Annotated in this window: 13 protein-coding genes; 8 read left to right on the plus strand and 5 right to left on the minus strand. The window is 71.9% G+C overall.

The features are described 5' to 3' along the window. Nucleotides 1-30 precede the first annotated feature (30 nt). Both ACE3TA_RS14495 and ACE3TA_RS14500 read right to left on the minus strand, forming a co-directional pair. Nucleotides 31-1017 carry a FecR domain-containing protein gene (locus tag ACE3TA_RS14495; protein WP_374574914.1) on the minus strand — a complete coding sequence of 329 codons (987 nt, stop codon included), beginning with the start codon at nucleotides 1015-1017 and terminating at the stop codon, nucleotides 31-33. A gap of 97 nt (nucleotides 1018-1114) precedes the next feature. Continuing rightward, entirely contained in the window at nucleotides 1115-1636 is a 522-nt protein-coding gene (locus ACE3TA_RS14500; protein WP_374574916.1) for an RNA polymerase sigma factor, read from the minus strand. Between the two features lie 171 nt (nucleotides 1637-1807). Here ACE3TA_RS14500 and ACE3TA_RS14505 point away from each other — a divergent pair, with 171 nt between their 5' ends. The 6 genes from ACE3TA_RS14505 (at nucleotide 1808) to ACE3TA_RS14530 (ending at nucleotide 6282) form a co-directional block, all read left to right on the plus strand. Next, entirely contained in the window at nucleotides 1808-2470 is a 663-nt protein-coding gene (locus tag ACE3TA_RS14505; protein WP_374574918.1) for a thermostable hemolysin, read from the plus strand. Then, nucleotides 2467-3921: an AMP-binding protein gene (locus ACE3TA_RS14510; RefSeq protein WP_374574920.1), complete on the plus strand. Its 1455-nt coding sequence runs from the start codon at nucleotides 2467-2469 to the stop codon at nucleotides 3919-3921. Before ACE3TA_RS14505 ends, ACE3TA_RS14510 begins: the two co-directional genes overlap by 4 nt. Nucleotides 3922-3952: 31 nt before the next feature. Continuing rightward, nucleotides 3953-4636, plus strand: coding sequence for a TenA family transcriptional regulator (locus ACE3TA_RS14515; RefSeq protein ID WP_374574922.1), 684 nt, complete (start codon nucleotides 3953-3955; stop codon nucleotides 4634-4636). Then, nucleotides 4626-5381, plus strand: coding sequence for an SDR family NAD(P)-dependent oxidoreductase (locus ACE3TA_RS14520; RefSeq protein ID WP_374574924.1), 756 nt, complete (start codon nucleotides 4626-4628; stop codon nucleotides 5379-5381). The genes ACE3TA_RS14515 and ACE3TA_RS14520 overlap by 11 nt, the downstream gene beginning before the upstream one ends. Before the next feature lie 17 nt (nucleotides 5382-5398). Continuing rightward, entirely contained in the window at nucleotides 5399-6055 is a 657-nt protein-coding gene (locus ACE3TA_RS14525; protein WP_374574925.1) for a tetratricopeptide repeat protein, read from the plus strand. A gap of 65 nt (nucleotides 6056-6120) precedes the next feature. After that, complete coding sequence (locus ACE3TA_RS14530) at nucleotides 6121-6282, plus strand: hypothetical protein (protein ID WP_374574927.1); 162 nt, start codon at nucleotides 6121-6123, stop codon at nucleotides 6280-6282. Between the two features lie 155 nt (nucleotides 6283-6437). Here the strand turns inward: ACE3TA_RS14530 and ACE3TA_RS14535 are convergent, their stop codons facing one another. After that, nucleotides 6438-7508, minus strand: a complete 1071-nt coding sequence (locus ACE3TA_RS14535) for an aromatic ring-hydroxylating dioxygenase subunit alpha (protein ID WP_374574931.1) — start codon at nucleotides 7506-7508, stop codon at nucleotides 6438-6440. 87 nt (nucleotides 7509-7595) lie between these two features. Continuing rightward, complete coding sequence (locus tag ACE3TA_RS14540; RefSeq protein WP_374574933.1) at nucleotides 7596-8270, minus strand: OmpA family protein; 675 nt, start codon at nucleotides 8268-8270, stop codon at nucleotides 7596-7598. A gap of 382 nt (nucleotides 8271-8652) precedes the next feature. On the opposite strand from ACE3TA_RS14540, the gene ACE3TA_RS14545 reads away from it, so the two are divergent. After that, nucleotides 8653-9636: an NADP-dependent oxidoreductase gene (locus ACE3TA_RS14545; protein WP_374574935.1), complete on the plus strand. Its 984-nt coding sequence runs from the start codon at nucleotides 8653-8655 to the stop codon at nucleotides 9634-9636. Here the strand turns inward: ACE3TA_RS14545 and ACE3TA_RS14550 are convergent. After that, nucleotides 9620-10582: a LysR family transcriptional regulator gene (locus ACE3TA_RS14550; protein ID WP_374574937.1), complete on the minus strand. Its 963-nt coding sequence runs from the start codon at nucleotides 10580-10582 to the stop codon at nucleotides 9620-9622. The two genes, ACE3TA_RS14545 and ACE3TA_RS14550, sit on opposite strands and share 17 nt — an antisense overlap. A 136-nt stretch (nucleotides 10583-10718) precedes the next feature. On the opposite strand from ACE3TA_RS14550, the gene ACE3TA_RS14555 reads away from it, so the two are divergent. Next, a complete protein-coding gene (locus ACE3TA_RS14555; RefSeq protein ID WP_374574939.1) occupies nucleotides 10719-11387 on the plus strand; it encodes a glutathione S-transferase family protein in 669 nt (222 codons plus the stop codon). Nucleotides 11388-11474 lie beyond the last annotated feature (87 nt).

The following is an 11474-nucleotide window of genomic DNA, read 5'->3' on the forward strand; positions in this document are numbered from 1 at the left end:
GCGGGCGCCCTTCGAAACTTCGTCCGGGGCTCAGCCTAGGATGATTTCCGTCTGCGTGCGATTCACCGGCACCGACAGGTATTGGCCCAGCCGGCGGGCCACCGCGTCCTCGCCGTCGCCCAGCTCCAGCACGCCGGAGAAGCGCTTGCCGGCCGCCGCCGCGGTGACGCGGATCGGCGTGGCGTAGCGCCGGCTCAGCCGCGCGGCGATGTCGGCCAGGGTCTCGTCCTGGCAGATCAGCCGGCCCTCGGTCCAGGCGAAGGCGATCGCCGGATCGGTCGTGCTCTCGGCGGAGGTCTTGGCGCCCTCCACGTGGCGCAGCTCATGGCCGCGGGTCAGGCGGGCGATCGGCTGGCCGCCCATGTCCTTCTGGCGCACCTCGACCACGCCCCGGCGCACGGTGACGACGATATGGCGGTCGTAATGGCTGATGTTGAACTGGGTGCCGACCACCCGCACCTGCTGGTCGCCCACCGCCACCAGGAAGGGCCGGCCGGGGTCCTTGGCTACGTCGAAGCTGGCCTCGGCCTGGCCCATGGCGACATGGCGCGCGCGCCAGCCCAGGCGCACGCTGATCTGCGAGGCGCCGTTCAGCCGGATGTGCGAACCGTCGGCCAGGGCGATGTCGCGCACCTCGCCCGGGGCGGTGCGGTAGACCTGGGTCTGGCCCTCCGCCGCGCGCCAGACCATGGGCGCGACCACAAGGGCGGCGGCCGCGGCGGCGAGCGCGGCGACGACCCCGCCCCGGCGGGGCCGCGCGGGCCCGCGGCGCAGGGCCACCACCTTGGCGTCCGGCGGGGCGAGCGCCTGGCCCAGGGCCTCTCGCTGGTCGTCCAGCTCGGCGGCGACGAGCTCGGCCTCCTCGAAGGCGGCCAGGTGATCGGGCGAGGCCTCCAGCCAGCCGGTCAGGGCGGCCCAGTCGTCGGCGGTGGCGGCGTCGGACTGAACGCGCACGAGCCATTCGGCCGCCTCTCGGCGGACCGCTTCGGCCGGTTCGTTTGCGCGCGCGTCGGTCATCGACCTTCACATCTCCCGAGCAACCGACAGGGGGTGCTCGCCGTAAAGACGCCACAAAGGACCAAGTCCCTCAAAACCGCGTGGATGAGCGCCGTCGTCATCGGCCGAGCTTCTCCACGATGCGCCTGAGGCTGGTCATGATGTACTTCTCCACGCTGGAGCGGGACACGCCCATGGCCTTGGCGGTCTCGGCGTGGCTGAGGCCCTCGATCTTGTGCAGCCGAAAGGCCTCGCGCACCGGTTCGGGCAGATCGCGCACCACCTCGACCACCTTCTCCAGGCGCTGGCGCGCGGCCAGCGCCTCGTCCGCCGCCGGCTCGTCGGCCACGTCCTCCTGACCCGCCGAACTGGTGGTCGCCTCGCGCCAGGCGCCGTCGCGGCGGGTGGCGCGGCGCTGCTGCTTGAGCTTGTCCAGCATGAGGTTGGAGCCCAGGCGGTAGAGGTAGGCGGCGGGATTCTCCACCGGCCGATCCGGCGGCTCGGCGATCTTCAGATAGATGTCCTGCACCAGGTCCTCGGCCGCCGCCTCCGAGCGCAGGCGCACCTTGAAGTACCGCACCAGATCGGCGCGGCGCTCCAGATAGGCGGCCAGCAGGGGGTGGGCGTCACCTTCGTCCAAGACGCGACCTCGACTCATCGGCCCGACGGCCGGCGTGGGCGCCGATCATCCCGAAGTCCTCTCCAAGCGCAATCCCGCACGGCGTTGAGGCGGTCGGCGCATGGCGTCGTCATGGCTCATCGAGGGGGCGTCGAGACGGCGAAGGCCGGGCTCGAAAGTCGGAGGTGAGTTGTGCTGCATGTCATGAGGACCCCGGGCGAGGCCCCGCCCGCACCGGCCTCGGCGATCGCCCTGCATCCCCTGTCGGACCCCGGCCGGCCCGAGGTCGAGGCGTTCGTCGAAGACGTCTACGCCCACGCCTTCGACGGGCGCGCCCGGAGCCACTACCCGTTCCTGATGAGCCTGCGCGACCAGGCCGGCCGGCTGCTGGCCGCCGCCGGCTTCCGCCTCGCCGCGCACGGGCCGCTGTTCCTGGAGCAATATCTGGACGAGCCGGTGGAGGCCGCCGTCGGCCGCGTCGGCCTGGGCGCCCGCCGCGAGGCGATCGCCGAGATCGGCGGCCTGGCCTCGGCCTGTCCCGGCGCCTCGCTGGCCCTGTTCCGCGCCCTGGCCGGCCATCTCGACGCGAGCGGCTGCACCCACGCGGTCGCCACGGCCACCCGCCAGCTCCGCCGCACCTTCCGCCGCTTCGGCCTCGCCGCCGAGCTGGTCGGCCCCGCCGACCCCGGCCGCCTGGGCGAGGCGGCCCGCGAGTGGGGCGGCTACTACCGGCGCGATCCCCAGGTGCTGGCCGGCGCCATCGCGCCCGCGCTCGGCGGCCTCGACGGCGCGGCGACCCTGGCGCTGCTGCGCCGCCGCGCCGAGGGCCGCGCCTTCGCGGGAGGCGTGCAATGAGCCAGGTGCTTCACGCCGTCGCCCGCCACGCCTTCCAGCAGCCGAGCGCCATCGCCCTGTCCGACCTGGAGAGCGCCCTCACCTATGGCGAGCTCCAGACCGAGGTGGAGGCCGCCGCCCGCGCCCTGGTCCGGCTCGCGCCCCTGACGCGGCCGGGCGCCCCCGTGGCGGTGGCCATGGGGAACGGCCCGGCCTGGGTGGTGCTGGACCTGGCGCTGATCCGCCTGGGCTGGCCGAGCCTGCCGCTGCCGGGCTTCTTCACCGCCGCCCAGAGCGCCCACGCCATGGCCGACGCCGGGGCGGGCCTGCTGATCACCGACCGCCCGGCCGAGGGCGCGGCGATCGAGGTGGCGGGCCGACGCCTGTCGGTCGAGGTGGTCGACGCGCCGCCCGCGGTCCTGCCGGCCGGAACCGCCAAGATCACCTACACCTCCGGCTCCACCGGCAAGCCCAAGGGCGTGTGCCTGTCGCAGGCGCAGATGGAGGCCGTCGCCCAGAGCCTGGTGGAGGCCATCGGCTCCGAATACGCCGGCCGCCACCTGCCGATCCTGCCGCTCGCCATCCTCCTGGAGAACGTGGCCGGGCTCTACGCCACCCTCTTGGCCGGCGGGCGCTACCACGTGCTTTGCGCCGACGAGCTGGGCCTGGGCAATCCCTTCGCCCCGGGCGTGCTGCGCCTGGTCTCAGTGATCGAGCGCGAGGGCGCCGAGAGCCTGATCCTGGTGCCGGAGCTCCTGCGCGCCATCCTGATGGTGCTGAGCTTCACCGGGGCGCGCCTGCCCAGGCTGAAGCTGGTCGCCGTGGGCGGGGCCAAGGTCTCGCCGCGCCTGCTGGCCCAGGCCGACGCCCTGGGCCTGCCGGTGTGCGAAGGCTACGGCCTTTCCGAATGCGCCTCGGTGGTGGCGCTCAACACGCCGGCCGCGCGCCGCGTCGGCGCCGCCGGACGGCCGCTGGCGCACCTGCAGGTCGAGATCGATGGCGAGGGCCAGATCGTCGTCGGGCCCGAGGGCTTCCTCGGCTACGCGGGCGGCGAGCTCCACCGCGGCCCGGTGCGCACCGGCGACCTTGGCCGGCTCGACGCGGACGGCTTCCTGCACATCGACGGGCGGGCGGACAACACGATCATCACCGCCTATGGCCGCAACGTGGCCCCCGAATGGGTGGAGAGCGAACTCCTGGCCCAGCCGGAGATCCGCCAGGCCGTGGTGTTCGGCGAGGCCAGGGCCGGCCTGCGCGCCCTGATCGTGCCGCTGCACCACGAGGTGGGCGAGGAGGCGGTCGCCGCCGCCGTCGCCCGCGCCAACGAGGCCCTGCCCGACTACGCCCAGGTCAAGCGCTGGCGCCTGCGCAAGCCCTTCGACCCCGCCGCCGGCGAGCTCACCGGCAACGGCCGCCCCCGCCGCGCGGCCCTGCTCGCCAACGAACGCCAGTTCGTCGACGCCGAAGACTGACCCCCTAAAGACCGAATTTCCGGAGAGTCCCTTGAGCTTCTTCCAGAGACTGATCGCCGAGACCGCCGAGGGCCGCATGGCCCTGGCCGCGACGCCCCAGATCCAGGACGGCCTGGCCGGCGCCATCTCGCGCGAGACCTATGTCGCCTACCTCACCGAGGCCTATCACCACGTCAAACACACCGTGCCGCTCCTGCGGGCGGCCAAGGCGCGGCTGGACGAGGCGCACGCCCCGTTCAAGGCCGCCCTGGACGAGTACATCGCCGAGGAGACCGGCCACGAGCTGTGGATCCTGAACGACATCCGCAACAGCGGCGGCGACGCCGAGGCCGTGCGCAGCGGCCAGCCGCGCGAGGCCACCCGGCGGATGGTGGAGTTCGCCTACGACTACATCGACCGCGTCAATCCGATGGGCTTCTTCGGCATGGTGCTGGTGCTGGAGGGCACGAGCGTGGCCCTGGCGACCCAGGGCGCCGAGGCGGTGGCCAAGAGCCTGGGCCTGGGCCCGGCCAGCTTCACCTACCTGACCTCCCACGGCGCGCTCGACCAGGACCACATGGTCTTCTTCCAGCGGCTGATGGACCGCGTGGACGATCCCGCCGACCAGGACGCCATCGTCGAGATGGCCAAGGCGATGTTCGGCCTGTTCGCCGATGTCTTCCGCGCCATTCCCCACGAGCGGCCCCAGGGCCGGGAGGCCGCCCATGCCGTTTGACGGAAAGCGCATCCTGCTGACCGGCGGCGCGGGCGGGCTGGGCTCGCTGATCGGCCACCAGCTCGTGGCCGAGGGGGCGCACGTGACCGTGCTCGACCGCGCGCGGCCCACCACCTACGGCCATTTCATGCAGCACGACCTGGGCTCGGCCGAGGGGCTCGAGGCCGCCGCCGCGGACGTGGCCGCGCGGGACTGGGACGTGGTGGTCAACCTGGCCGGCATCCAGCATTTCGGCCCGTTCGAGCGCCAGTCGCCCGAGCACCTGACGGCCAGCTACCTGGTCAACCTGATCGCGCCGGTGCGGCTGAGCCAGGCCGTGCTGCCGAAGATGAAGGCCAGGGGCTCGGGCCAGATCGTCAACGTCGGCTCGATCTTCGGCTCGATCAACTTCGCCCACTTCGTCACCTACTCCAGCGCCAAGGCGGGCCTGCGCGGCTTCAGCCAGGCGCTGCGCCGGGAACTGTCCGGCACGGGCGTGGACGTGACCTATGTCGCCCCGCGGGCCGTGCGCACGGCGCTCAACTCGCCGGCGGTGATGGAGTTCGCCAAGCTCACCCACATGAACATGGACGCGCCCGAGAAGATCGCCGAGCGCATCGTCGGGGCCATCCGCGCGCGCAAGCGCGACGTCTACTTCGGCTTTCCCGAGGCCCTGTTCGTGCGGGTCAACGCCCTGTTCCCCGGCCTGGTCGACGGCGCGCTGGCCGCCAACGACCGCAAGGCCGCCCGGCTGTTCGCCGGCTGATCCGGAGTCATTTCCCCATGAGACGTTTCGCCTTCGCCGCCGCCGCCCTCGCCCTGGCCGCGGCGCCCGCCCTGGCCGCCGATCCGGCCTTCGACAGCCAGGTGGACGGCCTGGCCCGCGGCTGGGCCCACGCCAACTTCCAGGTCGCCGACGGCTCGGCCCGCGCCGCCGAGGCCGACCGGGTGGCGCATGAGGCCGAGACCCTGGCCAAGCGGTATCCCAACCGCGCCGAGCCGCTGGTGTGGGAGGCCATCGCGCTCTCCACCGAGGCCGGAGCCAAGGGCGGGCTCGGCGCGCTGGGCCTGGCCAAGGACGCGCGGGCGCTGCTGGAGCGGGCGGAAAAGATCGACGCCAACGCCCTGGGCGACGGGTCGGTCTACACCTCGCTCGGCTCGCTCTACGCCCAGGTGCCGGGCTTCCCCATCGGCTTCGGCGACCCGGCCAAGGCCCGCGCCTATCTGCAGAAGGCGCTGGCGGTGAACCCCAACGGGATGGATCCCAACTTCTTCTACGGCGACTTCCTGATGCGCCAGGGCGACTACGCCGGCGCGGTGAAGGCGCTGGAGCGCGCCGTGGCCGCCCCGGCCCGGCCCGGCCGCGAGGTGGCCGACCACGGCCGCCGCGCCGAAGCCGCCGCCCTTCTCGCCAAGGCCAAGCAGAAGCTGAAGGCCTGATCCTCCAGGGCCCGCGGCGCCAGAAGGCTCCCCGCGCGGCCGAGCATCATCGAAAGGACAGTTCCATGAGCATTTCCCCGATCGGCTCCACCCCGCCCGCGGTCCCCACGCAGGAGGCCCTGGAGCCCAAGGGCGCCGACGTGGTCAACGATCACGACGGCGACGACGCCAAGCCCAAGGCTCCGCTGCAGCCCGGCGTCGGCGCCAACGTCGACAAGAGCGTCTGAATTTCACCGGACCCCTGAGCCCGCTTTCCCCCTGGGCTCAGGACTTCTCGTCACCGCGGCCGAGACGCCGTCTGACCCAGCTCCAGGCGGCGGCCGCGGGGACGAGAAGAACAACGCCCGCCTTGAGGGCCCGTCTTGAGGGCGGCCCGGCGCGCCTAGTTTCCGAAGCAGGCGCGCAGGTGGCGATGGAAGCGCCAGAGCGGCGCCTCCAGGCGGCTTAGCGGCCCGGGCTCGTAAAGCGGGCTGGCCATGCCGGACTGCGCGCCCGCGCAGGCCGCGATGTCCTCCAGATGGACGGCGTTCACCAGCCCCTTCATCCCCTCGGCGAAGGCGCCGTCGCGGGCCACGTCCGGCGGCGCGAGCAGGTGGATGCGCAGCAGGAAGCCGTCGGCCCGGATGCGGTCCATCTCGTACCAGACCCCGGTGCGCGAGCCGTCCTCGACGAAGGACATCAGCGTCAGCGGGAAGGCCGCGGCGACGCTGAACGGCGCCTGGCTGTCGTCCACCGGCGGGTTCTCCAGCACGGTGAACGCCTCGCTTCCCAAGCTCTCATAGGTGCCAAGCCCCGGATTGGTGAGCTGCAGGGTCTGAGCGTGCGGGCCGATGTGGTGGTAGGACTCCAGGAAGTTCTCCACCATCAGCTTCCAGTTCCACGGCGAGTCGAACTCGAGGAAGCCGGCCGACACCAGCGACGCCGGATCGACGGCGGCGAGCCGTTCGGCCAGCGGCGCCAGCCGGGGCGCCAGCGGCGGCGCGCGGCCGTCGACGTTGGCGAACACCCAGCCGCCCCACAGCTCCGTGGCCACCTTGGGCAGGGCGCAGTCGGCGCGGTCGAACACCTCGGACCCGTCCATGGCCGGGGCGGCGGCGAGCCGGCCGTCCAGGCCGTAGCGCCAAAGATGGTAGGGGCAGGTGAAGGCCTTGGCGTTGCCCGAGCCCTCCACCACCGGCATGCCGCGGTGACGGCAGGCGCGCGACAGCACCTGGATGGTTCCCGATGCGTCGTGCACCGCCACCAGCGGCGCGCCCGCCAGGTCGACCGAGCGGTAGTCTCCGGGCTTGGCCAGGTCCGAGACGCGGGCCACCGGCGCCCAGCCGGCGTGCATCACCTGGCGGACCTCGCCGGCGAAGACCTCCGGATCGACATAGGCCGCGCCCGGCAGGGCCCTGGCCTGCTCCAGGCGGTCAGCCACCCCGCCAAACACGCTCCAAGCCGCTTCGAACATGCCCGTCCCCGTTCCTGAACGGGGTTCAGTCTGGGCGAGGTGACGCGGCGTCGTCCAGCACGACGCGCCTTCGCGGCGAGCGGGGCGTCAGCTTGTCAGCGGACGCAGCACGACCTCGACCCGGCGGTTCTGGGCCCGGCCCTCGGGCGTGTCGTTGGAGGCGATCGGCTGGCTCTCGCCGCGACCGGCCACGTAGAGGCGGTCGCGCAGCACGCCGTGGCTGACCAGATAGCTCGCCACGGAAGAGGCCCGCCGTTCGGAGAGCGCCTGGTTGTAGGCGTCCGAGCCGGTGGAGTCGGCGTGGCCGATGATGTCGATCGTGGTCTGCGGATAGTTGTTCAGGGTCTCGGCCACCTTATCGAGGGTGGGATAGAACCTGGACTGGATGTCGGCCTGGTCCACCGCGAAGGTCACGTCCGAGGGCATGTTTAGGACGATGTTGTCGCCCTGGCGCTCCACGTCCACGCCCGAACCGGCGAGCTGGGCGCGCAGTTCGGCCTGCTGCCTGTCCATGTAGTTGCCGACGGCGGCCCCGGCCAGCGCGCCGACGCCGGCGCCGATCAGGGCGTTCTTGCGGCCCTGCTCGCCCCTGTTGGTGTTGGTCAGATAGCCCAGGAGCGCCCCGCCCGCCGCGCCGGCCAGAGCGCCGGTCTTGGTGTTGCTGCGCACGACCACGCCGGTGTTGGGATCGACGGTGGTGCAGGCGGCCGCGCCCAGGGCGAGACTGCCCGCGAGGCTGACGGCGATAAGTCGGCGGATCATGAATGACTTCCCCAGATGGTGTCTTTGCTCTCCCGCGACAGCCAAGCCGCCGCGTCGATCATTAATGCGCGGGCCGGCGGTTCGATCCGGTGGCGGCAATGCGGCGGAAATGGTGCAGGCCGGCCCGGCGAAGCGGGAAGGCGGGATGTCCGCCGGGCCGACCTGTCGGCGCGCGCTCGTGTCCGACAGGCAAGTCGTTGAGCAGGCTTGAGAATAACCGGAGCCGGGCGCGCCGGGTTCCCGTGTGGCGCGAATTCCCCGCCAAGGGGAAACACCGCGTCCGGGTTGGCGCTGGCCGGCGCTCTGCGCCAGATTGCCCGGCCGGCCGCCCGTTCGGCCGAGGCAAACCATAGATTTGTTCATTTCAAGGGATCGAAACGCCATGCCTTCCAGCCGCGAAATCCACCTCGTCCGCCGCCCCGACGGCATGCCCAGGCCGGAAGACTTCGCCGAGGTCGAGACCGCCGTCGGCGACGCCGCCGACGGGCAGGTGCTGGTGCAGAACCTCTACATGTCGGTGGACCCGGCCATGCGCCCGCGGCTGACCGCCGGCCAGGCGCTGAACGAGGCGATGATGGGCGGCGCCCTGGGCCGCGTCGTCCAGTCGAAGACCGACGCCTTCGCGGTCGGCGACCTGGTCACCAGCCGCATGGGCTTTCGCGAGTACTTCGTCTCCGGCGAGAAGGGCCTGACCAGGCTCACGCCCGACCCGGACCTGCCGCTGACCGTGCACATGCACGCCCTGGGCATGACCGGCTTCACCGCCTATGGCGGCATCCTGTTCATCGGCCAGCTCAAGGACGGCGAGCAGGTGTTCGTCTCCACCGCCGCGGGCGCGGTGGGCTCGGTCGCCGCCCAGATCGCCAAGATCAAGGACTGCTACGTGGTCGGCTCGACCGGCTCGGCCGACAAGGCCGCCTGGCTGAAGGACGAGGTCGGGCTGGACGCGGTGATCAACTACAAGGAGACGCCAATCCGCGAGGCGCTGGAGGCGGCCACGCCCAAGGGCCTGGACGTCTATTTCGAGAACGTCGGCGGCGCCCACCTGGAGGCCGCCCTGCGCCGCATGAACACGCTGGGCCGCATTCCGGTCTGCGGCATGATCAGCGGCTACAACGACGGCCAGTCCGCCGTGCGCAACCTGTCGAACATCATCTATTCGCGGGTGATGCTGCGCGGCTTCGTCGGGACCGACTTCATGCACCTCTACGGCGACTTCCAGCGCGACATGGCCGGCTGGCTGAAGGACGGCAAGGTCAAGTACCAGGAGACGATCCTGGAGGGGATCGACAACGCCCCGGCGGCGATGATCGGCCTGATGGAGGGCCGCAACACCGGCAAGATGCTGGTCAGACTGGCGAGCTGACCTCGCCGGGGCCGGCGGCCGCCGGGCCGTCGGCGCCCTCGCGCAGCGCCTGTCCCTTGGCCTCCAGCGCGCGCACCGTGGCGGTGATGTAGGGCACGATGAAGTCGATGAAGGCGCGCACGCGCGGCGTGTCCTTCAGCTCGCGGCGGGTGACGATCCAGGCCGCGCCGGAAATGCCCGGAATCTGCGGCGAGCAGCGCATCAGGTCCGGGTCGGCGTCGCCCACCAGACAGGCGATCGGCCCGACCCCCAAGCCCGAGCGCACCGCCTGCGCCAGGTTTGACATGGTGTTGTACAGGGCCGCCGGCTTGGCGCCCGGCGCCTGGGCGAACATCCACTGCACGCCGGGCAGGCCGGCCAGCTCCGCGCCGCCGCCCACCAGATCGTGCGTCGCCAGGGTCTCCAGCGTCGGCGCGCCACGGCGCTCGGCGTAGTCGCGGCTGCAGTAGAGGGCGAAGTGGAAGTCGGCGACCTTGCGCGCGAGCAGCGTGGAATCATTCAGCGCCAGGGCCCCGCGGATCGCCACGTCGGCCTCGCCGCCCTCGATGTCCAGGAGCCGGTCGCTGATGATCAGCTCGAGCTGCACGTCCGGATAGAGCTTGCGGAACTCGGCCAGGGCCGGCGTGACCATGAGCTGGGCGATCAGTTCGTTGGCGGTGAGGCGGATGGAGCCGGCCATGCCGCGCACGTGGGCCGAGGCCCGGCTGGCGAACCCCTGGGCGGCGGCCTCCACCTTTTCCGCCTCGCCGACGAGGTCGCGGCCGGCCTCGGTGAGGCGGCTGCCGGTCTGGCCCCGCTCGAACAGCTTCAGGCCCAGGGCCTGCTCCAGGGCCTCGACGCGGCGCGCGACGGTGGTCTGGTTCACGCCCAGCGCGCGCGAGGCGGCCAGGGTCGAGCCGCCGCGAGCGACGGAGAGGAAGGCGCGCAGGTCGTTCCAGTCGAACATTCGCGCATTCTGCAGTTGTGCAGAGCCGGCCTGCAATAGAGCTGATTGGCCAAGACACGATGGGCGAATAGTTGGGCCGGCGACGACTTCATTCGCGCCGCGCCGCCCCAAGGCCGCGCCCCTAAAGAGACCGGCCATGAAACTCTACTGCGATCCGATTTCCACCACCTCGCGCCCGGTGCTGCTGTTCGTGGCCGAGCACCGCCTGCCGGTGGAGATCGTGCATGTGGACCTGATGAGCGAGGACAACCGCTCGGCGGCCTATCTGGCGCTCAATCCCAACGGGATCGTGCCGTTCCTGGTGGATTGCGACCTGCGGCTGGGCGAGTCGACGGCGATCCTGCGCTACCTGGCCGACAAGATCGGATCGCCCGCCTATCCGCGCGAGCCGGCGGCGCGGGCCAAGGCGGACGAGGCGCTCGACTGGTTCGCCACCAACTTCCACAGCTACTTCTGCACGATGACGATCTACCCCAACTTCGGCGTGCCGCGCGGGCTTGATCCGGCCGTCGCCCAGGGGCTGATCGCCTATGGCGAGACCCGATCGCCGAAGTGGCTGGAGATCCTGGACCGGCACATGCTGGGCGGCCGGCCCTTCGTCTGCGGCGACCAGATCACGCTGGCCGACTATCTGGGCGCCTCGTTCGTGACGCTCGGCGAGGCGGCGTCGTTCGACTTCTCGCCATGGCCCAACGTCGTCGCCTGGATCGCGCGGATGAAGGCGCGGCCGCACTGGGACGCGACCTACGCCGGCTTCTACGGCCTGGTCAGCGGCCTGCGCGACGCCGCGGCGGCCCAGGCCTAGCGCGCGGACCGCGCAGATGACATTCCGGTAAGCTTCCCCGCGGGCGCGGCGGTGCTAAGGGTGGGGCCGGTTCGAATTTCCGGAATT

The sequence above is a fragment of the Phenylobacterium sp. genome (assembly GCF_041916435.1).
Classification (GTDB): Bacteria; Pseudomonadota; Alphaproteobacteria; order Caulobacterales; family Caulobacteraceae; genus Phenylobacterium.